Here is a 24,515-nt window from a genome sequence, read left to right as displayed (position 1 = left end):
TTTTCGATAGGATGGGTTAAACTGTAGAAAATGAACATATTAAAACTTTTTAAAACTGAAAGTGAACTTTTTTATGACTTCATACGTACTATTAGCGAAATATAAAAATAACCAAATCTTCTCGGGGGAGAATTCAATGCATGGATGAAAAGGAACTAATTCGCAGTGCAAAGCGTGGTGACTCACTCGCGTTTGCAATGCTTTTTAAAGAGCATTATCCTTTTTTAGTTAAGTATTTAATAAAAGTTACAATGAAACCTGATATTGCTGAAGATATCGCACAAGAGGCAATGATGAAAAGTATGGAAAAAATCAAAATGTATAACGGTAAAGCAAAATTCTCCTCATGGCTCATAACAATTGCGACGAACTTATACATAGACGATATCCGTAAAAAGAAACGCGAACAAAATTATCAGCAACAGGAGCAAGCATTACGCAAAATGAAGTGGCAATTCGAGAACCAATCTGAGGATTGGAACGATGTTCTTAATGCACTAGGAAGGCTTTCTGATGAAATACGGATTCCAATTGTTCTCAAACATTATTATGGGTATTCGTATGAAGAAATCGCTGATATGCTTCATATCGCCATTGGTACTGTTAAATCAAGAATACATAATGGAATTCATACAGTAAGAAAGGAGCTGAGACCTCATGAAGAAAAACAAGCTAGTCCTACTAAACAACAAACAACAACATGAAGAGGATATAGAAACGATTCAAGATATTAATGAAGCTCTTACTAAAATAGATCATCATTACTCGGTTTTCACTCCGGACCTGCAAGTATTTGAACAAATGGTAGCAACCACACAAAAAAAACAAAAGAAGAATTTTAGAAGAGATTTAACCGCATTTATATTGGTTGCTTTATTCTTGATGACATGTCTAATATCCGCATTCTTCCAGCTACCGCTAGTATTTATCATCATTCAAGGCATTGCAACTATTAGCTTGCCAGTATATAGCTTCTTTCGTTATCGAAAACGGGTGATTGTCCATGAATACGAATAATACCCTGCTTTTATTAGTAATTGTGATTATCGTACTTATTCAAGGTTTGTGGCTATTTTTAGATGCAAGAAAGAGGGGCCATAATTATTGGTTTTGGGGGATATGGGGATTAATCCAAACGCCACTACCACTTATTTTTTATCTCATTTTTGCTAGAAAAATTTATCGACGTAAAGCAGGTAGGGAATGATGAGGGATATTGCAAAATATATTGTATTGATGATAGCCATTGTTGGACAAATCGTAGGAATTGTATTTTTGTTCATTGATATTTCAAAGGCACTAACATTCTATGCCTTTTACATGGTTGCCATTATTCTATTATTTGCCCTATTAGTATGGGAACGAAAACGTGAGAAAAAGGAGGATGACGAAAATGATTATCGTGACTACTGATTTTGTACCTGGTAAAGAAGTAAAAGAACTAAAAGGATTTGTAAAAGGGGGGACGGTTCAGTCGAAGCATATTGGAAAAGACATAATGGCAGGATTAAAAACAATCGTTGGGGGAGAAATCTCCGACTATACTGAAATGCTGGAAGAAGCTCGCCAAAAAGCAATTGGTCGAATGGTGGAAGATGCAAACGCAAAAGGAGCAAATGCGGTAATTGGGATGCGACTACAAACCTCAGCTGTTATGCAAAATGCATCTGAAATTATTGCATATGGAACAGCAGTTTATGTAGAGTAACTGGTGAACCTTAAAAAAGCCTTGATAATTATTTCCAACATGTTATTATTGGAACTAAGTAAAATTGCATAAATAATTGTAATTCCACTAGGGGTGCCTTTAAAAAAGTAAATGTATCGATGGGTTTATACCTTTAAATCGTTTACGGTAAGGCTGAGATTGAGGATTGATTAATCATAACCTTGAGACCCTTAGAACCTGATCTGGTTGATACCAGCGTAGGGAAGTGGGTAGACGGGTCTCTTTATTTTTATATGTCTAAATCCAAACCACTTTCTTTACGTTGTTAAAGAAGGTGGTTTTTTATTTTGCAAATAACAGTAAAGGGAGGAGAAATGAACATGTTATTTTCAGAAGAAATACGTCAAGAGGTAAACCATATTTGGGAGGCAAGCTTTGATCATCCATTTGTCAAAGGAATTGGAGACGGTACCTTACTAATTAAATGTTTCCGCTACTATGTTATGCAGGATGCCTATTACTTAACTCATTTTGCAAAAGTACAGTCTTTAGGCGCAGCAAAGGCAGAGGACTTACATACGACAAACCGGCTTGCTATTCATGCTCAAGGAACTTACGAGGCTGAACTAGCGCTGCATAAAAGTTTTTCGGAGAGACTTGAGATTACGGAGGAAGAAAGAAAAAACTTTAAACCCGCGCCGATAGCATATGCATATACATCTCACTTGTATAGAGCCGCTTATTCTGGTCATTTGGGTGATATAATTGCTGCTTTATTACCTTGTTATTGGTTATATTATGAAATTGGTGAAAGACTTAAAGATTGCAAACCGGAAGAACCGATTTACCAGGAGTGGATTGCGGCGTATGGCGGGGATTGGTTTAAAGAACTTGTTGAAGAACAGATTGATAGAGTAAATGAATTAGCAAAAAAAGCTACGCAAGAGGATCGAGACCGCATGAAGGAACATTTTATAATTAGTAGTCAATATGAGTACTCCTTTTGGGAAATGGCGTACAAATTAGAGAACTGGCCTGTTCAACCAAAACTGTCTGTATGAACGAAGGAGAAGAGGAGAGGTATCAATGAGCAGAGGATTAAAACTAACTGATATTTTGGTTACGATCGTAATCGCCATTGCATTCGGAATTGTTTATATTGTTTGGGGTTCTTTATATTATGTTGTAAAGCCAATTGGGCTACATGCCGATCAGTTAATCTATGGAATGTGGTTTATAGCAGCGACTGTTGCGTACCTTGTGATTCGTAAACCTGGTGTTGCCTTACTGGCAGAAATTGCAGCTGCCTCAGGTGAATTTATTTTAGGGTCTCCATGGGGCCTAACCGTTCTGCTGTACGGTGTTGTACAGGGGCTGTTTGCTGAAGCAGTGTTTATGCTTTTTCGATATAAAAAATATAATCTTGCTGTGGTCGTCTTGGCAGCTATAGCTTCTTGTCTAGGGTCAATAATAATGGATTTTGCATATGGAGAAATAGGTGACTTAGCTGCCTGGAATCTCATTTTATTCTTAGTTGCTAGATTCGTAGGTTCCATCTTGTTTGCCGGTGTATTTGCTTACTATCTAGTAAGTGCGTTGGAGATGACAGGAGTAACAAAACTTGTACGCCCACTATCCAGCAGTGATTTTGATGCACTAGATCAAAAATAAAAGGGGTCGAATATGGAATCAATTGCCTTTGTAGAGAACCTTCGTTTAACATTTCCTGGAGATAAGTCCTTGCTTTTTAAGGACTTATCTTGCCATATTAAAAAAGGCGAGAAGATATTAATTCTCGGACCTTCAGGATGTGGGAAATCGACAATCCTTCAAGTATTAAGCGGGATTATTCCAAACTCAATAGAATTACCAATGAAGGTAAATAAGTTACAGATTCCCGAAGAATGGGGCTATGTTTTTCAGGATCCGGATTCACAGTTTTGCATGCCTTATGTTGATGAAGAACTTGCATTTGTCTTAGAAAATCTACAAATTCCTAGGGATCAAATGGACGAAAGGATAAAAAGTCTTTTAGAGCAAGTTGGATTAGATTTAGAAGATATCCACTCAAACATCCAAACTTTGTCTGGAGGCATGAAACAACGTTTAGCCATAGCATCTGTATTGGCATTAGAGCCGGATGTATTATTCTTAGATGAGCCTTCATCCATGCTTGATCCAATTGGGACAAAGGAAATTTGGGAGGTAATAAGTAATGTTGTGGAGGATAAAACAGTAGTCATCGTAGAGCACAAACTGGACCACGTCCTTCCAATTGTTGATCGAATTATCCTTTTCAATGAATCTGGAGAAATCATTGCTGATGGTTCAAAAGCTGAAATTTTTTCTAGCTATAAAACGCTCATCAAAGAGCAAGGTATTTGGTATCCAGGGGTCTGGGATCACTTTGTTCAAGACTTTAAGCGGATGGAATATGTAAATACAGAAGGTTTTAATCACCCATCTATTCGACTTGAGGAATTTAAGGGATATAGACAAAAAAAGGAAAAAGTATATGTTAACGATGTTCAAGTTCATGAGGGAGAGTGGATTGTGGTCAAGGGGAGAAATGGTGCTGGGAAGAGTACCTTGCTTCACTCCCTAATGCAATTCATTCAAACGAAAGGTCACTATTCATTATTTGGAGAAGTAGTTACAACTTCAAAAAAGCTCGATCAACTCATGACCTTTGTATTTCAAAACCCTGAGCTTCAATTTGTAACAAACTCTGTTTATGAAGAAATTGCGTATTCGTTAAGAATTGATAAACGAAATGAACGAGAAATATCTGAGACCGTTGAGGAACTACTTCGAATCTTTCACCTCATAGAGCATCAAAACAAGCATCCTTACCAGTTATCTATGGGGCAAAAAAGAAGATTAAGTGTAGCAGCCTCGATTGTAAGAGGTCAGCAAATACTTTTACTAGATGAGCCTACATTTGGACTTGACTCGAAAAATACGTTTGCACTTCTTACTTTACTAGAAAATTATAGACAAAAGAACAAGACGATCATTATGGTTACTCATGATGAAAAAATTGAAGAGTATTTTGCGACTAGAAGTTGGACCATTGAGTATGGAAGATTAATAAAAGATCAATTGTTAAATCAGGCAAAAGTAAATCTTAGCCTCGTGCAAGTGTAATCAGGGAAAGGAATTTACTCATGGACATTTTAAGTAAAGATACATGGCTACATCGAATAAATCCAAGTATAAAGCTGTTAGTACTAGTCAGTTTATGTATTGCAGTATTATTTATCGATACTCTTCATCTACTTATTCATACCTCATTGGTCGTATTTATCTTATTTTTTGGATTCACAGGACATTCATTTAAACGAATCATTCTATTTACTTTGCCATTTTTGCTTATTTTTCTTTCAACCTCATCATCTATGATTCTATTTGGTAAAGGCGAGACGGTACTTTTTAAGTGGGGACTCATTACAATATCAGAGGAAAGCATTTATAAAGGACTAGTTGTTGGTTTTAGAGGAATTATTTTTGCGGGCTTGGGCTTAACGTTCGCTTTAACTACACGGCCTGTTTTTCTTTTTTATTCGTTGATGCAACAACTAAAGTTGCCACCTAAATATGCATATAGCTTTATGGCTGGATTACGATTGATTCCCATTATGATAGAGGAGTTCCAAACGATTCAAAATGCATTGCGCGTTCGTGGGATTGAACACCAACAAGGGATTCGCTCTATCTTTTTTAAACTAAAAGCATATTCGATTCCGCTATTATCACAAAGTATTAGGCGTGCACATCGGATTGCAGTTGCAATGGAGGCAAAGCGCTTTTCGAACCAAAAAAATCGTACCTTTTACTATGAACTGACTCTTTCTAAGTATGATTTGATTTTTATTCTTTATTTCGTGATTATGTTAAGTCTTGGCTATTATCTCTCCAGTCCATTATTTTTAATATAGAAGTCCCGTTACTTCATGGAAAGGAACTAGATGTGTTACGATAATTTCAAGCTAAAGATAAAAATATATTTTGGGATTTACAGGAGTTTGAAGGAAGGAATGATGGTGGGTGACTGAACGCTATTCTCGTCAAGAGTTATTTACTCCAATTGGATTGGAAGGACAAAAGAAGATTAGAAGTAAGCATGTATTAATTGTAGGTGCTGGTGCACTTGGTACGGGCAGCGCTGAGGGACTGGTTCGTGCAGGAATTGGAAAGTTAACAATCGTGGACCGGGACTATGTGGAGTGGACAAATTTACAAAGACAGCAATTATATAGTGAAGAAGATGCAGCCGATCGTTTACCAAAAGCAGTTGCAGCAAAACAACGCTTAGAAAAAATAAATTCAGAGGTCGATATTCGGGCTCATGTCATGGATGTTTCTATTCAAGAGATTGAAAATCTCATTGATCATGTTGATTTAATAATCGATGCTACCGACAATTTTGACATAAGAATGCTCTTAAATGATGCTTCACAAAAATATAAGATTCCTTGGATCTACGGGGCATGCGTAGGGAGCTATGGAATTAGTTATGCAATCCTACCTGGTCAAACACCTTGTCTACATTGCCTCTTAGAAACTGTACCGATGGGAGGACTAACATGTGATACGGTGGGGATCATAAGTCCAGCTGTACAGATGGTGGTAGCCTATCAGGTAACCGAAGCTCTCAAAATATTGGTTGAAGATTACGATGCGTTACGGAGTAAATTAGTTTCATTTGATTTATGGAAAAATCAACATACCGCAATTAAGGTTGATCGTGTGAAAAAGGAAAACTGTCTTTCCTGTGGAACAAATCCAACCTATCCTTTTTTATCCTATGAAAATCAAACAAAATCAGCTGTTTTATGTGGAAGGGATTCTGTTCAAATACGACCTAGTGAAAAAATCGAAAGAGATTTACATTCTCTTGCCGAACTTTTATCCGCCCAAGGAGGCAAAGTCGAAAGAAACCCATACTTACTATCATTTCAAAATGGGCAAAACCGAATGGTCATTTTCAAAGATGGACGTGTTCTCATTCATGGAACAAAGGATGTATCAGAAGCTAAAAGCCTTTATCATCGATATTTGGGATAATTTTAAATTGAGAAACTTGTCGAAAAACTAGTGATTGACAATAACATGTCCACGGTGGTAATCTAACAAAGTATTAAGACTACTATAAAATGGAAGGGAGGGTAACGAAATGAAAAAGCTAAAGATTTATCTAATTAACTTTATACAATTCGTGACCCTTCCTATTGTAAATATAGTTCGATAATCCACGATTATCAAAATTAAGTTTTACACAAAGGATACACAGGTCACGCTATGCGGACGTGTGTTTTTATGTGCTTTTTAGGGCATATCGCGCTTGCGCCGGTATGCCCTTTTTGCGCCTTTTTGGGTACAACAACCACAAGGTTGTTTACTATAAAAATATTAAGGGAGGAAGTTGAAATGAATGTGATTATTGCAATTAAATATGTCGGAGATCCAGAAAGCGGCTAGCACAGTGGAACGTGAAGGGAGAGGACACCTATGTTTTCAGTTTTAGGAAAATTAAGATGGTTTTTCAAACAATATTGGAAAAGATACACTGTTGCAATTATATTGCTAACAATTGTAGGTATTTTAGAAATCATACCTCCAAAAATTATAGGCGTTGCAATTGATGAAATTCATATCGGAACACTAACCTCCGAAAAAATAGTCCAATATCTATTATTTTTAGTAGCTTTAGCTCTTGTTATTTATGGAATCACCTATATTTGGATGTATCAATTATTTGGCGGTGCCTATCTCGTCGAAAGAATCTTGAGAGGGCGATTTATGAGGCATTTGCTAATCATGAAGCCTAGTTTTTATGAGAAAAATCGAACAGGTGACTTGATGGCTCGTGCGACAAATGACTTAAAATCTGTTTCTCAAACAGCTGGGTTTGGGATTTTAACTTTAGTCGATTCCAGTATTTTTATGCTGACAATCCTTCTTACGATGGGATTTTTAATAAGCTGGAAGCTAACATTTGCTGCACTGATTCCACTTCCGATTATGGCGATCATTATGAATATTTACGGAAAGAAAATTCATCAACGGTTTATGGAAGCTCAGGACTCGTTTGGAGCCTTGAATGACCAAGTACTCGAATCGATTGCTGGAATTCGTGTAATTCGTGCCTATGTTCAAGAAAAAGAGGATGAACAACGATTTAGTAAACTGACCGAGGATGTTTTTCAAAAAAATATTAAGGTAGCGAAAATTGATGCCTTGTTTGATCCAACAATGAAGATATTAGTGGGATTGAGTTATTTAATTGGCCTTGGATATGGGGCCAATCTCGTGTTTCACAATGTAATTACCCTTGGGGAACTTGTTTCTTTCAACGTATATCTTGGAATGATGATTTGGCCGATGTTAGCAATCGGTGAACTCATCAACATCATGCAGCGTGGAAATGCATCACTCGACCGTGTGAATGAAACACTAGCCTATCAGCCAGATGTTGCCAATCACAAAAAAACAATAGAAATCGAGTTGCCTGAACAGATCGATTTTCATCAAGTGACTTTTCAATACCCTACATCCACAGTGAAAAACCTTGAAGATGTTACTCTAACTATAAATAAGGGAGGGACATTAGGGGTTGTAGGTAAAACAGGAAGCGGGAAGACAACACTTGTAAAGCAATTGCTTCGTGAGTATCCTGTTGGCGAGGGAGAACTTATGATATCCGGAACACCAATTGACCGCATTCCAATGGAGAAACTTCACGGTTGGATTGGTTATGTACCACAGGACCATATTTTATTTTCACGATCAGTTCGTGAGAATATCCTATTTGGCAATAAGGATGCAACAAATGATGAGCTTGAAAAGGCAATCGAACTTGCAGCCTTTAGCAAAGATTTAACAATGCTACCCGACGGTTTACAGACTCTTGTAGGTGAAAAAGGGGTTGCGTTATCAGGTGGGCAAAAGCAAAGAATTTCAATAGCACGTGCCCTACTCATTAATCCAGAAATTCTTATTTTAGATGATTCATTATCAGCAGTTGATGCGAAAACAGAAACAAAAATCATCGAGAATATTCGAAAAGAGCGTGCAGGAAAAACAACTATTATTACGACTCACCGATTATCAGCCGTAGAGCACGCGGATTGGATTGTTGTGTTAGAGGATGGTCGGATCATTGAAGAGGGAACACACTCACAGCTATTAGCCGTGAACGGTTGGTACAAAGAACAATTTGACCGACAACAGGTAGAAGAACTAACAGGAAGTGGGGTGACAGCATGAACGTAGGAAAACGTCTCGTATCTTATGCACTCCTTTATAAGAAAATGATTATTTCAGCGCTATTAATGCTGTCGCTCGCAGTAGCAGCTGAATTAACGGGTCCATTCATTGCAAAGACCATGATTGATGACCATATTTTAGGAATCGAGAATAAATGGTATGTAACGACCGAAAGTATGGATGCTGTAGAATACAACAACACTTGGTATAAACGTTCTGATAATTTTTCAGAGGGTGAGGATAAGGGTGACGAATCACGTATTTTACAGGTTGGCCGTTCTTATTATTTTGTAGATAGGGCAATCGAATTTGATGGGGAACGAACAGTAAAAAATGGGAATCTTGAAATTAAAAGAAATGGTGAAACACTCGTATACCCTGCATCAAAATTATCCGTTGATGAGTTGCTCGCCTTTTATCGACCTGAGATACCAAAGCTCATTAAATTAATTGTGGCCTATTTTGGTCTCTTAGTAGTTGCATCCATTTTTCACTTCGGGCAACGCTATTTATTGCAGACATCCTCAAACCGTATTATTCAAAAGATGCGGCAGGATGTATTTGCGCAAATTCAGCGGTTACCGATACAGTATTTTGATAATTTGCCAGCTGGTAAAGTGGTTTCAAGAATCACGAATGATACGGAGGCAATCCGAGAACTGTATGTAACAGTTTTAGCTAACTTTTTCTCAAGTATTATTTACACCACTGGGATATTTATCGCGTTATTTTTATTAGAGGTAAAGCTTGCTCTAATCTGCTTAATCCTTGTTCCAATCTTAGTTATTTGGATTAAGGTCTACCGAAAATATGCTTCAAAGTACAATCATAAGATTCGCTCACTGTTAAGTGAAATCAATGGAATGATCAACGAGTCTATTCAAGGGATGAGCATTATCCAGGCCTTTAAGAGGCAGGAAGAATCCCGTAAGGAATTTGAAGAACTTAATGAGAAACATTTTTCTTATCAAAATAAGCTATTAAGTTTAAACGCTTTAACATCTTTCAACCTTGTTGGGGTTCTCCGAAATATCTCATTCGTAGCATTAATCTGGTATTTTGGAGGAGCGTCCTTGTCTGCAAACAGCGTTATTTCTTTAGGTGTCTTATATGCTTTTGTTGATTATTTGAACCGACTCTTTCAGCCAATTACCGGAATGGTTAACCAATTGGCGATTTTAGAACAATCATTGGTAGCAGGTGAACGAGTCTTTACGCTTCTTGACTTAGAAGGTGTCGATGTGAATGAGGAGAAGATACCTCGCTACAATGGAAATGTTGAGTTTAATCATGTTAACTTTGGTTACAAAGAAGGGGAATATGTTTTAAAAGATATTTCCTTTGAAGCAAAGCAAGGAGAGACTGTAGCACTTGTAGGTCATACGGGTTCTGGAAAGAGCTCGATCATGAATTTACTGTTCCGCTTTTATGATATAAAGGAAGGACAAATATTGATTGACGGGAAAAATATAAATGATTTTCCGAAACAGCAACTGCGTAAGCACATGGGAATTGTGTTGCAGGATCCTTATCTCTTTACTGGAACGATTGCAACAAATGTGAGTCTAGATGATTCTTCAATATCAAGAGAAAAGGTTGAAAAGGCATTGAAGGATGTTGGGGCAGACCAACTGCTGAAAAGCTTGCCTAAAGGATATGATGAGCCGGTGATTGAGAAAGGAAGTACATTGTCATCAGGACAAAGGCAGCTTATTTCCTTCGCGCGAGCACTTGCGTTCGATCCTGCAATTCTCATTCTTGATGAAGCAACGGCCAGTATTGATACAGAAACAGAGGCAATTATCCAAGATGCGTTAGAGGTATTAAAGAAGGGACGAACAACCTTCATTATTGCTCATCGATTGTCGACGATAAAAAATGCGGATCAAATACTCGTTCTTGACCGAGGACAAATCGTCGAGCAAGGAAACCATGACGAACTGATGCAAAGCAGAGGGAAGTACTACCAAATGTATCAACTGCAGCAAGGTAAAAATTCGATCGCAGGCTAAGAAAAGGAGTCAGAAAATGTTCATTCCTTTGACAAAAATCCGCCATAAAGTAAGCCTGATTTTTCCACATTAGATGATACTATAAAATCATCCAAAGATAATGGGGGAGTCAATGTGGAAGAATTATCAATTACATTTAATATTGCTGCAGCACTTGTTTTAGTATTCTTTATCGGTGCAATATTGATCGAATCATAAAAAAATCCACGATTATCGTGGATTTTTTTGTCTAGTTCTGGCGCAATCGTCTCTCTGGTATAAACCAATCGCTTCGGAAGGTTGGGCTTGTCTAATGCTTTTCGCCGAAAGCTGCGCGCCTTACACTTTTCTATTTAGTCTGGAGTATTTACCATAATTCCTGCTACTTGTTGAAGTCTAGCATAGAAGGCCTCAGCTACCTCACCAGTAAGTTCTGTTTCTTCAAATGCCTCTTTCATGCAACGTAGCCAAGCTTTTGCACGAGTTGGTGTAACTTCAAAAGGCATATGACGATGTCGCATGGCTGGAGGTCCGAATTCATTACTATATAATGTGGGTCCACCTAGAAACTGAGTTAAGAACATATATTGCTTTCGTTTTATCTCCTCAATATCCCCTTCGAATAAAGGAGCTAAATCTGGATCTGCATATACCTTTGGATAAAATGCATTGACTAAATTATGAATGGCTTCTGCGCCACCAATCTCTTCATATACTGTATTAAGTTTGAAGTCCATACTAATCACCCGCCGCTAATTTTCTTTATAAGTACTATATCAATACTAAAAACAATATGGTGTGATTTGAATCACAAGTCATAGATAATGATTCCCATATAAAAGAATGTTTGCTATTATAAAAATACCGGAAGAATTTGTATTATCATTTAACAAGTATCCTTGTTTTATCTTAAACAAATACAAAGGTAATTACAATTAGGAGTGTGAAAATTACGTGGACGATTTGCCACTGAGTACCATTATTTTGTTACTCATTCTTATCATGTTATCAGCGTTTTTCTCAGCAAGTGAAACAGCTTATTCAAGTGTCAACCGAATAAGACTGAAGAATTATGTGGATGAAAAGCGACGTGGAAGTAAGAAAGCGTTTTTTATTACGGAGAACTTTGATAACGCCCTTTCAACAATATTAGTTGGAAATAATATCGTAAATATTGCTGCTGCATCAATAGCCTCAAAAGTAGCAACAGATCTTTTTGGTGGGAATACGGGACTTATTATCAGTACCTTTGTGATGACATTACTTATTTTAATATTTGGGGAGGTTCTTCCAAAATCATTTGCAAAAGAAAATGCGGAAAGCTTCTCATTAAGAGTCTCCGGTATTTTATTTACATTAATGAAGATTTTGACACCAATTACATATCTATTTGGACTATTAAAAGCACTGGCAGCTAAGCTCATCAAAAGTAGTAATGATACTCCGTCTTTTACAGAAGAAGAAATCAAAGTAATGGTTGATTTAAGTGAGGAAGAAGGAGTTATTGACAATAAAGAGAAAGAATTAGTACATCGATCACTCGACTTTAATGATATTTTAGTGGGAGAAATTTTAACACCACGCATTGACATGGTTGCGGTTGAGGTCAATGATTCGATTGAAAATATTCGAGATATGTTTTTAGAGGAACGCTTTTCACGTGTACCGGTTTATGAGGACAACATTGATAATATAATTGGGATTTTATCAGAACGTGAATTCTTAAGCCTTCTCGTTCAACAAAAGAACATAAATGTCCGTTCAATTATTCGTAAACCATTCTTTGTAGTTGAATCAATGAAAATCTCAACTCTACTCCCTGAACTTCAAAAAAGTAAAACGCATCTAGCAATTGTTGTGGATGAATTTGGTGGAACTTCAGGTTTGATCACTCTAGAGGACATTCTAGAGGAAATTGTGGGAGAAATTTGGGATGAACATGATGAAAAGATTAAATATATTACACAAATAGATGAAAATACTTATGAAATAAACGCAGATATGCCACTTGATGATTTTGCTGATATCATTGGGATTAAAGAGCCTGAGAGCTCACACTATTCAGTAGGTGGTTGGATTTTTGAATCATTTGAAAAAATTCCAGTTGTCGGAGATACGTTTGACTACATGCATCTCACAATAAAAGTAACCGAGGTTGAAAACCGCCGCATTAGAAAGGTTTTCGTGGAAGTAAACCAACCTATATTAGATATCGAAGATTAAAATATTCAGGGGACGGTTCTCTTGGTTTTCATGAAAGTGGAAACCTGTAGGACCGCCCCCTTTGTACTTTATTGGATAATGCTAGCCACGGTCTGGGGTATGGGGACTTTGTCATCAACACCATATTTCTTCTCAAACGAGTGATATTCAAAAAGTGTTCCTTCGGGTGATGTCACGGTAAGGTCCAGAATGTAGTCACCATGATCGCCTTTTGTCTCTAGATAAAAGGTAGTATCTGCAATCTTTAGATGATAAAAATGATATTGGAATCCAAGAAATTCTTTGACATCGAAACTCGTGTCTGGGTGGGTCGAAATATACCCAGCAAGTTCATCTATCGTTGACATTGGCCGATTCAAAACAGTGTTTATTTTTTCTTTTACCATTTGGGATGTAGTTGTCAACGTATCTTTTGCCTTTGTTGTTATATCCCGAATAATTTGATTTACTTCACTCAATGCGGATCTCTCCTAATAGGAATTTCTAGTCTTATGAATAGTAATCCTGGTAGCCTTCATTAGATGATTCAGCCTTTTTTTCATTCGTGCTGTTGAAAGGGGCTGTAATCTCGCCTTCCATATAAGAATCACTCACCTGTTCATGAGTTGTAGCTAAACCTTGTGATAATTGATCATTCTTACCATAATCTTCTGGTTGATAATGTCTTGCAGCTAATTCATCAGTATTGTTTTGTACTTTATCCTTCAATGCAAATTCCTCCTAAAAATAATATCTTCTAGCTTAGTATCCCAACAACAATATCTAATAAATCAAGTCAAAAGTTGGAACATTAGATGTAGGTAATATTATAAGGGAAAGGACCGCGTCGACAAAAACGCCACGTCCTGTGGCATTGTCGACACTAGCACTTCCTGTGCCTCGAAAGTTCAAGGCAACGCAGCTTTGAGTACCGGAGCGTATGCAGTTAATACGTGAGGAACGGAGAAGCAAGTCAACGCAGAAATTCGATGCGTCATTTTTATCCTCTTAAAAACAAGAGACACCCTTAAAGGGTGCCTCTTAAGCCAAAATATTTAATTTTTTATTAACCTTGACGACCACTCATAGATTGTTGAGCGAATGATACTAAACGTTTTGTAATTTCTCCACCAACTGATCCGTTTGCGCGAGATGTAGTGTCAGCACCTAAGTTAACACCAAATTCTTGAGCAATTTCATACTTCATTTGGTCGATAGCTTGTTCTGCACCTGGTACTAATAATTGGTTACTGTTGTTGCTATTGTTGTTTGCCATTTTTCCTTCATCTCCTTAAACTGATTTTTATTTGGTGGGTTACTCCGGAATTGCACCAGATATAAGGGTTTCCTTAGCCTCTAGGCTAACCCGAGTAAAAACTGTTTAAAGGTTGTTTCGGTGTTGCTTGGTGAGTTGTTGTTGCTGTGTTTGTACTAAGTATTATGTGACGAAGAGAAGATTATATTCGAAAATTTATCTACCAATTAATTCCTGTGAAAAAGAAAGCATAACAGTATTGTTTCATCAAAAACTATCGGTAAGTAATTAAGAATATAGGAGAGAAGACCATGCCAATTTGTCCATTATGTAATGGCTTTAACAATGCTAGCTTCTCATGTGCACAATGTGGGAATTCCTTAGACGATTCAGGACGTATTATCGATTATTTTGATGATTATAGTGCATATATGCCAATTGATGACATGAAAAAAATAGACGGCATCCAAACAACCTTTCAAAACAATGAATGTGCTCATCTATTTTATTGTCCGAACTGTCATAATCAAGAAACGCTCCTTATTAAAGAATAGAAAATCGAGATCAAAGTAAAAAAAGTCGCCCAAGTGGGCGACTTACCTATTTCATAATTATCGAATTCTTTTTTCAGTTTCAGCATCGAAGAAGTGGCATTTGTTCATGTCAAATGCAAGTTCGATTGTTTCGCCTGGTTTTGCTTGTGTACGAGAATCTACACGTGCAACGAAGTCAGTATTATCAAGCTGTGAATAAAGCATTGTTTCAGCACCTGTTAGTTCAGATACTTCAATAAGCGCATTGATTTTAGAACCTTGAGAAGACTCAATGAATACAGGCTCATCATGGATGTCCTCAGGACGAACTCCAAGAATGATATCTTTATTTACATAGCCTTGCTCACGAAGAACTTTCATTTTACCCTCTGGAACAGCAATATTTACATTACCGATTGTAAATGTACCATCCTTTAAAGTACCTGGGAAGAAGTTCATCGCAGGGGATCCAATGAAACCAGCAACGAATACGTTTTCAGGGTTATCATAAACATCTTTTGGTGCTCCAACTTGTTGAATTATACCATCTTTCATAACGACAAGACGAGTAGCCATTGTCATCGCTTCAGTTTGGTCATGCGTTACGTAAATAGTAGTTGTTTGCAGACGTTGGTGAAGTTTAGAAATTTCAGCACGCATCTGTACACGAAGCTTTGCATCAAGGTTTGATAATGGTTCGTCCATTAAGAATACCTTTGCGTCACGAACAATCGCACGTCCTAATGCAACACGCTGACGTTGACCACCTGATAAAGCTTTTGGCTTACGAGTCAAGTATTCTTCTAGGCCAAGAATTTTTGCGGCATCTTTCACACGACGATCAATTTCGTCTTTAGGGAATTTACGAAGCTTTAATCCGAAAGCCATGTTATCATATACACTCATATGTGGATATAATGCATAGTTTTGGAATACCATCGCGATGTCACGATCTTTAGGAGCAACATCATTCACACGTTTATCATCAATAAAGAAATCACCTTGGGAAATTTCTTCTAGTCCTGCAATCATACGTAGTGTTGTAGATTTACCACAACCAGATGGACCTACGAATACGATGAATTCTTTATCTTGAATATGAAGGTTAAAATCTTCTACTGCTGTTACTTTATTGTCATATACTTTGTAAATATGGTCTAATACTAATTCAGCCATTGTTTCTCCTCCTAGTGTAACCGTTTTCGATAATTAAAGTTTACTTTAGAGAGGTCAAAATCGTAAATGTGTAAATTGCACAAAACTTTGAAAGGGTTTTCGTGCATGTCTACAAATCTGAATAGTGCTCTAATTCTAGAATGGCTAAATAAGTCGTAACAGCGCCATGAAAATGTTTTATATCGACTCCCGACTTTTCGATGAATTTCTCAATACGATACTGTAAGCTATTCCGATGCATATATAAACGTTTAGCTGCATTGGATACGTTTAAATCACTTTCAAAGAAAACCTTGATTGTTTCAAGTAATTCATGGTCACCTTGAAGTTCCTCGGGTATTATATTCTTAAGTTGGTTTCGAAAACTTCTATCCAATCCTTCTAACAGTAAAAAAGGCAAAATATCGTGAAGGCGATAGACTTTCTGTTTATGTAAAAAATGCATCCCTTTACGAAACCATTCTCTTTCGTTTTGAAAAAGTGAGCCGAGATTGTCAGAAAGGGGATGGGTTTGTCCGATGAATAAATTCATATCCGTATAGAAATCACTGGTTAATGTAACGGTAATTTCATCATAAATAACATCCTCAATCATTTCCTCGTTTCTTGTTTCAATTAGAACTCCATTCGAGTCATTTTCCCATAAAAAGATCGTATCCCGTGGTAAAAGTGCTTGAATGGCTTCCTGGAATTCAAGTTTGTCGGTAATCGGTTGGTCGGCATGAAATTGAATAAACCGGCATTGTGTAAAAGACAGTTGACCTGGGAGGAGGTTTCCTTGTTGCAAAAACAAAAGGTTATACCAGAATGCCTGAGTATCCGTCATATCATTTTCATGAGTGCCGTATGGTGTAAAAAGGGAAGATAGAAGGGAAGCCTCTTTTGACGAAAGTTGCTCCTTTTTTATCCCAAACAAAGGGCCAGAATCTGTTAGAAACCACATATATTTCTCTGTATGATATGGCGATTCAGACGTTACAAACGCATCCTTATAGTGATTCTTTAGATTTTCAATCATTTTAAATACTCCTTATATCGCAACATAAAAAATCTCCTTCTATTATAACAGAAGGAGAAGGTGTGGCTAACTGCTATTCAATTTCTGTTGGTGGTTCTTCCTCAACAAAGTCGCGTGCTTCTTCTATATTTGTTTGACCATGAAAGCGATAGACACTTCCACCAGCCATCCCTTCGTTAATGAAGCGATCGACATCCATGAATACCTCATCTTTACCTTCATATTGAAGGTCTTCGCGCTCTTTACCTTTTTTAGCCATAAAAAAACCTCCTTTATAGCAGATGTTCAAAAAGTCAGGTGAAAATGACACATCGCAGTAGGAACTTCGACTAACTACCGACACGTCCTGTGTCGAACGTCGAAGTCACCACATCCTGTGGAAGCTCGTTGGCTTGTTTTTCCGTTGTTCACGTATTAAATACATACGTTCCGCTACTCAAAACTGCACCGCCTCGAACTTTCGACGCACAGGACGTGCTAGTGTAGACAATGCCACAGGACGTGGCGTTTTTGTCGACGTGGTCCTTTTCATCCTCCTTTTTGAACACGCAATTGTAGCCTTAGTTTGTGAAGGAGGCGAATAGAATATCCTGTTAATTATCGTAAACATGAAAAAGCATTAATTCATGAATTTGTTTGGTTATATCATTTATAACTTTTAAATCAGGATGATTGCCATGCCAATCGATGCTTCCATCCTTATTATAGTTTCCATTATATTTCGTTCCTTGATAATAGAAGGAAAAGCTCCAACCAGGAATTTTACTGCTATTATATAGAGGTTTCCATTGAAAATGTGAGATCATCAATAAGCTCTCCTTAGTTAGTATTTGAACGATTCATATAAGCAGTTTAAGGCGCTTACACTTTTGTCCCTTTCATTATAAGGAGTTTGGTTAAATTTTCAAGTCCTTTCTCTCGAATATAAGTCTCATCAAATACCATCGGTTTTGAATTGATTTCGTATAAATAAATTTCGTTATCCACAGAACGTCCAAGGTCAATTGAGAATTCTCCGATAAATTCGTCGGTTTGCTCCACAAGCTCTTTTCCAATCTCAAAAACAAGTTGATGTAAAATGGCTTCATTAAACCGGCTACTTACCGATTCATAGGGAATAATTGACCCACCATTTGGAACATGTGTGGTTACCTCGTTCTCGCCTGCAACTCGGACTCCAATACCGCTTATGATATACCCACTTTCGTCATAATGACATAATAGACGTAGGTCATACCGCTTGCCTTTATATGTGTCAGCCTGAATGGCCTTTTGCAATAGAAAATCCTCTTGTATAAAAGATTGTTCATTTTTCTCCCAAAATGAGGTAAGGGATGAATAGCTTTGTTTTTCATTTGGTGTTTCTACAATAAAAAGATTCTTCCATTTTTTTATCCGGTAAAGGCCAATGCCTTTATGACCAGTTGAACTTTTAATATAGAGATCCTGATGTTTTGTTATCATTTGTTCAAGGTCGCTTTTTTGTTTGAGAAGTGTGGTGTCCGGAAGAAAGGATGATACAAATTTATTTTTACGTAAAATTTGATAAACAGTCCATTTTGAAAAAAAGGACGGGTTAAAAAAGGGAATCCCGTTTGTTCTAAAAAAAGAAACTGTATCAATGAAATGCTTCGATTTTTCCATGCGACGATAAGGAACACGATTATATACAACGTCTGGAAGGGGTGTCCTGATTTTGATCCATTTTTGTATGGGCTCGTAAAAGGTAAAGCATTCAACTGAATGTTCCTGAAAGGAATTTGGTGTCATAACGATTCCTAAGGCACCTTCGGCCTGTAAGGACGAAAGAATCCTTTTTAAATCTTTGAGATTTCCAATGAAGCTATTGTCTTTTGAAGAGCCGGTGAGAATCCCAATTAATGGCCCAACACGCTTTCCACTTTTAGTAACAGAAAAAGGGAGCGAATGCTCCTGCCTGCTCCCGACATAAGAAATGATTGTATTTTCCTTTCCAATTAAAAGTCCATTTTCCTCCTCACATTGATACCAATCCTGTTTTTCAATGTGATAGTAAATAGTGCTCATTTGAACACTTCCTCAGGGGCTTTAATCGTCGTTTCTGTTAAGTAAACGGCGTATTGTAGTGGTAGTCTACTTGAGAGTTTATCGTATTTCCTTAGCTTTGGATGAGAAAAAATCGAGCGACCTGGCTTTGAATTCGCTTCGAAAAGCCATACACTTCCATTTTTATCGATACCTAAATCAAAACCAAGTTCCCCGATATGCCCTGCTTGTCGAGAATCAATAACTTCACTTAATATAAGGGCTGCCTGGCTTAGTGAATCAGTGACTTTTTTGCATTCTTCAACATCAGGAAAAATTTCAGTAAGTGTTCGGACCACACCACCATTATTTAAATGCGTTGTAACACTTCCACGACCTGCAATTTTTCCAGCCATCACGCTAACCTGCCATTTTCCTTTTTCATCTTTATTCGTATGAATACGAAAATCAATCGTTTTATGATCACTTCGAATTAAATGAATACCTTGTTGGACAATATAATGCTCCAATCGTCTATTACGGAAATGAGTGTTGACAAATGCCTCAATGGAAGAAAAACGTTGGAGACGATTTTTTCCGTCCGCATCACGAAATCGACAATAATATTCATCTGTTTCCCGATCAAACAGAATTTGATAGATTCCTAAACCAAGGCTTCCGTTTGCTGGTTTAATGTATACATGTTGATACTTCGAAAGCATTCGTTCAATAAGCGAAAAGGTCGGGCTTTTATGGGTTTCCGGTAAATACGTAGCAACGCGGTGGTCACCCTCTAATAACTGATGAATTTCCCATTTATCAAAAAATCCAGGATTAAACCATGGAATTAAGTATTCATGATGTAAACGCTGTTTAATTTCACTTAATGTTTTATGTTTTTCGGTACGACGGTTTGGAAGACGGTCATAGACAACATTAGGAAACGGGATTTCAATCGTTTCCCAGCCATTATGGCTATGAAATAGTCCATGAATGGTACCCTTATCCCAATCAATATGTTTCGCACCAAAAATAAAAACGTATGCTCCAACAGCTTTTTCTTGGGCCAAAAGCTTCGCAAAAAACAGTGTTCGTTCCCCAATTGGGCGAATCATCGACTCACTAAAACCAGCTGTGAAAATCCCGACCAAAGGTCCAATATAGAGATGATCCTCATGGATGATCACTTGTGTTGTACTTGTATAAGGGATTTTTAAGTTTGTAAAAATATCCTGGGACATTTTAATTTCTTGTTGGTCAGTTTGAACGACTTTACATTCACAAGAGGACGTTCCAAAAAAGATACGCTTGATGGGTGTTTTTAGTTTGAATGTTTTAGGAATACTCACGGTTCCATTTACTTGTTCCGTAATTTTTAGTGGTAGCGGTGTTCGCATTTTTTACAGCTCCTTTTTAAAAGTGTCTAGCTTCAGGCGCCATCGGCTCGAGGTCATAAGCCAATCGCTTCTGAAGGTAAAAGACACCTTCTGTCAGCGCTCGTCTTATGCTTGTCGCCGATTAGCGGGCGCCTTGTGCTTTTCTAAGTAGAATGTAGATGTTTGCAATATTGTAATAATGTTGTATAAAGGGTTTCTTCTTGTTCCGGACTCGTTTCTATAACTACCTTTCTACCCGGTTTTGAATTTGTATCTAAAATCCAGATGGCACCGTCCTTTGTAAGACCTAAATCAACTCCAAGTTCGAATAATGGATCAAAATGTTTTTCAAGAACTGCTGGTAACCTATTAATAATTGTATGAATATTATCCGAAAGTAATTGCCTTTGATTGAAAGACATTTTTTCTGTCCAACTCTCAAAGGAATGAGTTTCACCACCGCCACCTAAATTTGAAATGAGATGTTCAGGCAATCCAAGGCGGATTCCACGACCTTGCTCAATCCATGCCCCATGCCCATTTTTTTGCAGTAGAATTCGAATATCGAAAGGGCGGTTGTCTGCATCATGGAGAGGTAAATAGGTTTGAGATAAATAGGGCTGGTTCGAAATGATCATATCAAGCCACTTTTTTAAATCCCTTCTTGTTGTAAACTGCTGCTTTTTTAGTTGATTAGCATCTTTAGAGATCGCCTCAACATAATCCTGGTGAAGAAAGAGACCAATAATGCCTTTTCCCATCGAACCTTTTTCTGGTTTTAGAATGAGTTGATGTTTTTTCATTAGGGTTCGAAGGATAGTAGGTGAGGAGAGTGCTTGTTCAGTAGAAGGGATATAAGGTGATAATTTCTCATCTTGACTTAAAATTTTATAAATCTCCCACTTACTTGGAAGCCCTTGCCCTAGAAATAGGTTGCCCGGCCTCTTTTTTAACCAGTTCATAATCGGCTGACTTTTCTTAGAGACTTCATCTTCTGAGTAAAAACAGCGGTCATATAAATATGTTGGAATTTCAAATAAGCTTTTTTCCCAGGTATGTGAAATCTCATTGTATTTTTCTCCTTGGATCATTTCAGAGGCTGGTTCAATGGAGGTTGGTGTGAATCGGAAAAGTTGAATCCCTAAATCAGGTGCACGTTTAGCAAGTTCCGTTGCATAACCTTTTTCCTGGTTCGGATAAAGCGTAACAAATCCCAGTGAAATCACAAGATTCTCCCCTTTCTTTTATACTATTTTTGATTGATCATGTTAGGTTGGAAAGGAAGACACAATGCTGCAGTAGCGCTTTTGCGCTTGGGCGAATTTTGGTCGATAATTTATCCTGTTCCTGATTTTTAGATGGCTTCGTATTAACCTCTATAATGGTTGGCTTTCCAGTTTCATCGAGAGCTAGGTCAATCCCTAATTCGGCAAATATTCCGTCCGTTGTTCCATCAATAATTTCAGCAACTTCAAGTGCTAAGTCCTTTATTAATCTCTTAATATGCGGAATCTCTTTCATCTCAAAGTTTTCTAGAAGAACGTTATGAACCTTTTGAATTTCTCCACCTCTTGCCAGATTGGAAACAAATTCATCCTTTGAAGATACACGGGCAACAATCGAGGTTAGCTGCCATTTTTCACTAGATTGTTTTTGACAGAGCACGCGAAAATCCAATGGCTTTTCTTTATAAGAAAGAAGCGGAATACATTGTTGAACGATGAAAGTATGCTGTTTTAGCCTTGAGAGTAAGGATTGAAAGAGGGATGGGAAGCTTTGATGGACCGTCTCAATGTCACCTGAGAACGTTGTATAATCTAAAAAATACGTTTCTTCATCCGTTTTTTGAATCCGAAAAATATTTCTCCCCTGGCTCCCATGGACCGGTTTTACAAAAACACATTGATATTTTTCAATCATTTCAAAGAGAACATCTTTATTTGTTAAAAGCATGGTATCCGGTAAATAAGAATGGAGATGCTCATTTTCATATAGCATTTCGTGCACTTCCCATTTATTTAGAAAATGATCATTAAAATATGGGATATTGTTCATTTGCAGCTCATTTGTAAAATCGATAAAACTCGAGTGTTGCTCTCGCTTGCGTGAGTGAATCCGATTGTGAACCACATGAGGGTATGGAACAGCCGATTTTTTCCATATGCCATCGATAAAGATGTACCCTTTTTGGTCATAAAATGTATTTAAAGAGAATACATAGAAAAGTACTCCGATTTCGCTTGCGTAGAGTGACAGTTCCTCGCAAAACTCTCCGATTGAACCAAATAATACCTGGTTGTCTTTTTCAGTTGCTTCCGTTAATAGACCGATAACTGGACCCATTTCTAGTTGGTTATTTGCTTTCTTGAATAGAGTTATTGAAAAATTCTCAGAAGGAAGCTGTAATTCCTTTAATATGAAAGTTGGACATTGAATGACAGGCTCGCTCTCATTAATAGATACGATTTTTACCATAAGACTATTCCTGTTACAGTATAATTCAATTGTCTGTTCCTTTTGTAAGCCAAACTTCTTAATAATGATGTCACTCATTTTTATTTGTAAAAAGGAATCCTGCTCGTCAGAAACAGGAATCACCTCGATAAGAATTTTTTCCGTCATCATGATAACCCCATTTGCGTAACTTGACGTTTAAACACTATAATTAATAAGGTGATGATTCAATCCAGAAAAACAATTTTGCTTAAATATATGGGCAAATGCCTGATATCGTATCGTATGAAAAGACAATAAAAACTGTGAAAAAAAATTAACTTGTATTAACAAAGGGTGATCTGTATGAACGTTTTTTTAATGATTGTATTAATGATGGTGATTGGAGCCATTATTGGAGGAGTTACGAATTCATTGGCCATCAAGATGTTATTTCGGCCATATAAAGCCATCTATATTGGCGGAAAACGCCTTCCATTTACTCCTGGATTAATCCCGAAACGGAGGGAAGAGCTAGCAAGGCAGATGGGAAGAACCGTGGTAGAGCATCTTTTAACACCTGAAAGCCTAAAGAAAAAATTACAGGATGAAAGCTTTGTCGCAAACATCGAAGGCTGGGCGAAGGAAGAGGTTTCTAAACTGCTGGATACTGAGAAAAATTTTGTCGAGATTGCTGGACAAGTTGGGATACATAATCTTGATGAACGTGCAGAGGAGCAACTAACCAACTTTATTGAAACCAAATTTAAAAGTCTTATATATGAAATGGGCCAAAAGGAAATAGGAGATGTCATTCCAGAGGAGCTACTTTCAACTATTGAAAAGAGGTTTCCAGCCGTTGCGGAATATATAACCGAAAAAGGTATCGAGTATTTCGAAAGTGAGGAAGGGAAACATCGTCTAAAAAGAATGATCGACGAGTTTCTAGCGACCCGTGGAATGCTTGGAAATATGGTGCAAATGTTTTTAGGAAACACAAGCTTAATAGATAAGATTCAACCTGAAATTGTTAAATTTCTATCAAACCCGGGAACAAAGGAGCTTTTACAATCTTTAATTGAAAAAGAATGGAATAAGGTGAAAGCCTGGGAGGTTAACAGAGTTGTCGAGCAGGTAGGTTCGGAAAAAATTCTTTCATTCTTAAAGGAACAAACTCTCAACATCTTCCCTGTTAAGAAGTATCTTGAAACACCCGCAAATGTGGTATTACTACCTTACAAAGACAGAATCCTTGAGCAGATAGTTCCTAAAGGAATTGAGATGGCCGGCGAATTTGTGGCCAATCGTATTGAGAAATTGATGAAGAGCCTTAAGATTGAGGAAATTGTAAAGGATCAGGTTGGGACATTTTCTGTAGAGCGCTTAGAGGAAATGGTATTAGGTATTTCTAAACGGGAATTCAAAATGATTACCTATTTAGGAGCGCTACTAGGTGGAATCATCGGAATTTTTCAAGGGGTTATTGCACAGTTTCTACAATAAACATAAGCAAAACGCCCTGTATAGAATATCTTAAAATAATCTCCCTAATTTCTAGATGAGGGTGAATTATATGGAAATGTTTGTTA

The 24,515-nt window shown here is 37.3% G+C and carries 27 protein-coding genes and 1 riboswitch; of the genes, 15 read left to right on the top strand and 12 right to left on the bottom strand.

Going from position 1 to position 24,515, the window contains the following annotated elements:
• Window positions 1-140 precede the first annotated feature (140 nt).
• The 12 genes from sigY (at window position 141) to CKK03_RS10335 (ending at window position 10,950) form a co-directional block, all read left to right on the top strand.
• Window positions 141-704 carry an RNA polymerase sigma factor SigY gene (gene sigY, locus CKK03_RS10390; RefSeq protein ID WP_099362509.1) on the top strand — a complete coding sequence of 188 codons (564 nt, stop codon included), beginning with the start codon at window positions 141-143 and terminating at the stop codon, window positions 702-704.
• A complete protein-coding gene (locus CKK03_RS10385; RefSeq protein ID WP_099362508.1) occupies window positions 658-1,017 on the top strand; it encodes a YxlC family protein in 360 nt (119 codons plus the stop codon). The genes sigY and CKK03_RS10385 overlap by 47 nt, the downstream gene beginning before the upstream one ends.
• Window positions 1,004-1,207 carry a sigmaY antisigma factor component gene (locus tag CKK03_RS10380; RefSeq protein ID WP_099362507.1) on the top strand — a complete coding sequence of 68 codons (204 nt, stop codon included), beginning with the start codon at window positions 1,004-1,006 and terminating at the stop codon, window positions 1,205-1,207. The genes CKK03_RS10385 and CKK03_RS10380 overlap by 14 nt, the downstream gene beginning before the upstream one ends.
• Window positions 1,204-1,413, top strand: coding sequence for a hypothetical protein (locus CKK03_RS10375; protein ID WP_245864086.1), 210 nt, complete (start codon window positions 1,204-1,206; stop codon window positions 1,411-1,413). The genes CKK03_RS10380 and CKK03_RS10375 overlap by 4 nt, the downstream gene beginning before the upstream one ends.
• Window positions 1,394-1,708: a YbjQ family protein gene (locus CKK03_RS10370; RefSeq protein ID WP_099362505.1), complete on the top strand. Its 315-nt coding sequence runs from the start codon at window positions 1,394-1,396 to the stop codon at window positions 1,706-1,708. The genes CKK03_RS10375 and CKK03_RS10370 overlap by 20 nt, the downstream gene beginning before the upstream one ends.
• Before the next feature lie 79 nt (window positions 1,709-1,787).
• A riboswitch (TPP riboswitch) is annotated at window positions 1,788-1,950 on the top strand.
• Between the two features lie 99 nt (window positions 1,951-2,049).
• A complete protein-coding gene (gene tenA / locus CKK03_RS10365; protein ID WP_099362619.1) occupies window positions 2,050-2,730 on the top strand; it encodes a thiaminase II in 681 nt (226 codons plus the stop codon).
• A 25-nt stretch (window positions 2,731-2,755) separates the two neighbouring features.
• The gene (locus CKK03_RS10360; protein ID WP_099362504.1) at window positions 2,756-3,340 is read left to right on the top strand and encodes an ECF transporter S component; all 585 of its coding nucleotides are present in this window, start codon (window positions 2,756-2,758) and stop codon (window positions 3,338-3,340) included.
• 12 nt (window positions 3,341-3,352) lie between these two features.
• A complete protein-coding gene (locus tag CKK03_RS10355) occupies window positions 3,353-4,816 on the top strand; it encodes an ABC transporter ATP-binding protein (RefSeq protein WP_099362503.1) in 1,464 nt (487 codons plus the stop codon).
• Between the two features lie 20 nt (window positions 4,817-4,836).
• Window positions 4,837-5,607 (top strand): energy-coupling factor transporter transmembrane component T family protein, encoded by a 771-nt coding sequence (locus CKK03_RS10350; RefSeq protein ID WP_099362502.1) that lies wholly within the window; start codon window positions 4,837-4,839, stop codon window positions 5,605-5,607.
• Between the two features lie 109 nt (window positions 5,608-5,716).
• The gene (locus tag CKK03_RS10345; protein WP_099362501.1) at window positions 5,717-6,736 is read left to right on the top strand and encodes a thiazole biosynthesis adenylyltransferase ThiF; all 1,020 of its coding nucleotides are present in this window, start codon (window positions 5,717-5,719) and stop codon (window positions 6,734-6,736) included.
• A 444-nt stretch (window positions 6,737-7,180) separates the two neighbouring features.
• Window positions 7,181-8,938, top strand: coding sequence for an ABC transporter ATP-binding protein (locus CKK03_RS10340; RefSeq protein ID WP_099362500.1), 1,758 nt, complete (start codon window positions 7,181-7,183; stop codon window positions 8,936-8,938).
• A complete protein-coding gene (locus tag CKK03_RS10335) occupies window positions 8,935-10,950 on the top strand; it encodes an ABC transporter ATP-binding protein (protein ID WP_099362499.1) in 2,016 nt (671 codons plus the stop codon). Before CKK03_RS10340 ends, CKK03_RS10335 begins: the two co-directional genes overlap by 4 nt.
• Before the next feature lie 332 nt (window positions 10,951-11,282).
• Here CKK03_RS10335 and CKK03_RS10330 read toward each other — a convergent pair whose 3' ends face one another.
• Window positions 11,283-11,666 carry a globin domain-containing protein gene (locus CKK03_RS10330; RefSeq protein ID WP_099353356.1) on the bottom strand — a complete coding sequence of 128 codons (384 nt, stop codon included), beginning with the start codon at window positions 11,664-11,666 and terminating at the stop codon, window positions 11,283-11,285.
• Between the two features lie 217 nt (window positions 11,667-11,883).
• Here CKK03_RS10330 and CKK03_RS10325 point away from each other — a divergent pair, with 217 nt between their 5' ends.
• A complete protein-coding gene (locus tag CKK03_RS10325; protein ID WP_099362498.1) occupies window positions 11,884-13,152 on the top strand; it encodes a hemolysin family protein in 1,269 nt (422 codons plus the stop codon).
• 68 nt (window positions 13,153-13,220) lie between these two features.
• On the opposite strand, the gene CKK03_RS10320 is transcribed toward CKK03_RS10325, so the two are convergent.
• The 3 genes from CKK03_RS10320 to CKK03_RS10310 all read right to left on the bottom strand — a co-directional run bounded on the left by CKK03_RS10320 (window position 13,221) and on the right by CKK03_RS10310 (window position 14,407).
• Window positions 13,221-13,610 carry a hypothetical protein gene (locus CKK03_RS10320; RefSeq protein ID WP_099362497.1) on the bottom strand — a complete coding sequence of 130 codons (390 nt, stop codon included), beginning with the start codon at window positions 13,608-13,610 and terminating at the stop codon, window positions 13,221-13,223.
• A 31-nt stretch (window positions 13,611-13,641) separates the two neighbouring features.
• Window positions 13,642-13,860 carry a YozQ family protein gene (locus CKK03_RS10315; RefSeq protein WP_099362496.1) on the bottom strand — a complete coding sequence of 73 codons (219 nt, stop codon included), beginning with the start codon at window positions 13,858-13,860 and terminating at the stop codon, window positions 13,642-13,644.
• Window positions 13,861-14,197: 337 nt separating this feature from the next.
• Window positions 14,198-14,407 carry an alpha/beta-type small acid-soluble spore protein gene (locus tag CKK03_RS10310; protein WP_010283556.1) on the bottom strand — a complete coding sequence of 70 codons (210 nt, stop codon included), beginning with the start codon at window positions 14,405-14,407 and terminating at the stop codon, window positions 14,198-14,200.
• A gap of 290 nt (window positions 14,408-14,697) precedes the next feature.
• Here CKK03_RS10310 and CKK03_RS10305 point away from each other — a divergent pair, with 290 nt between their 5' ends.
• The gene (locus CKK03_RS10305; protein ID WP_099362495.1) at window positions 14,698-14,940 is read left to right on the top strand and encodes a hypothetical protein; all 243 of its coding nucleotides are present in this window, start codon (window positions 14,698-14,700) and stop codon (window positions 14,938-14,940) included.
• A gap of 57 nt (window positions 14,941-14,997) precedes the next feature.
• Here the strand turns inward: CKK03_RS10305 and CKK03_RS10300 are convergent, their stop codons facing one another.
• The 8 genes from CKK03_RS10300 to CKK03_RS10265 all read right to left on the bottom strand — a co-directional run bounded on the left by CKK03_RS10300 (window position 14,998) and on the right by CKK03_RS10265 (window position 23,115).
• Window positions 14,998-16,095 (bottom strand): ABC transporter ATP-binding protein, encoded by a 1,098-nt coding sequence (locus tag CKK03_RS10300; protein WP_099362494.1) that lies wholly within the window; start codon window positions 16,093-16,095, stop codon window positions 14,998-15,000.
• A gap of 109 nt (window positions 16,096-16,204) precedes the next feature.
• Entirely contained in the window at window positions 16,205-17,113 is a 909-nt protein-coding gene (locus CKK03_RS10295) for a PucR family transcriptional regulator (protein WP_099362493.1), read from the bottom strand.
• 73 nt (window positions 17,114-17,186) lie between these two features.
• Window positions 17,187-17,372 carry a hypothetical protein gene (locus CKK03_RS10290; RefSeq protein WP_099362492.1) on the bottom strand — a complete coding sequence of 62 codons (186 nt, stop codon included), beginning with the start codon at window positions 17,370-17,372 and terminating at the stop codon, window positions 17,187-17,189.
• 334 nt (window positions 17,373-17,706) lie between these two features.
• The gene (locus CKK03_RS10285) at window positions 17,707-17,919 is read right to left on the bottom strand and encodes a YheE family protein (RefSeq protein WP_099362491.1); all 213 of its coding nucleotides are present in this window, start codon (window positions 17,917-17,919) and stop codon (window positions 17,707-17,709) included.
• Window positions 17,920-17,974: 55 nt separating this feature from the next.
• Complete coding sequence (locus CKK03_RS10280; protein WP_099362490.1) at window positions 17,975-19,159, bottom strand: YheC/YheD family endospore coat-associated protein; 1,185 nt, start codon at window positions 19,157-19,159, stop codon at window positions 17,975-17,977.
• Window positions 19,156-20,514, bottom strand: coding sequence for a YheC/YheD family endospore coat-associated protein (locus CKK03_RS10275; protein WP_099362489.1), 1,359 nt, complete (start codon window positions 20,512-20,514; stop codon window positions 19,156-19,158). The genes CKK03_RS10280 and CKK03_RS10275 overlap by 4 nt, the downstream gene beginning before the upstream one ends.
• Window positions 20,515-20,657: 143 nt before the next feature.
• The gene (locus CKK03_RS10270) at window positions 20,658-21,719 is read right to left on the bottom strand and encodes a YheC/YheD family endospore coat-associated protein (protein ID WP_099362488.1); all 1,062 of its coding nucleotides are present in this window, start codon (window positions 21,717-21,719) and stop codon (window positions 20,658-20,660) included.
• Between the two features lie 37 nt (window positions 21,720-21,756).
• Window positions 21,757-23,115: a YheC/YheD family endospore coat-associated protein gene (locus CKK03_RS10265; protein WP_180271219.1), complete on the bottom strand. Its 1,359-nt coding sequence runs from the start codon at window positions 23,113-23,115 to the stop codon at window positions 21,757-21,759.
• A gap of 177 nt (window positions 23,116-23,292) precedes the next feature.
• On the opposite strand from CKK03_RS10265, the gene CKK03_RS10260 reads away from it, so the two are divergent.
• Complete coding sequence (locus CKK03_RS10260; protein WP_099362486.1) at window positions 23,293-24,429, top strand: DUF445 domain-containing protein; 1,137 nt, start codon at window positions 23,293-23,295, stop codon at window positions 24,427-24,429.
• Window positions 24,430-24,515: the final 86 nt, after the last annotated feature.

The organism is Fredinandcohnia onubensis (genome assembly GCF_002734215.1).
In the GTDB taxonomy this organism is placed as follows: domain Bacteria; phylum Bacillota; class Bacilli; order Bacillales; family Bacillaceae_L; genus Ferdinandcohnia; species Ferdinandcohnia onubensis.
Note: the sequence above shows the minus strand (reverse complement) of the source record. Positions and strands in the feature narration are given on the sequence as shown.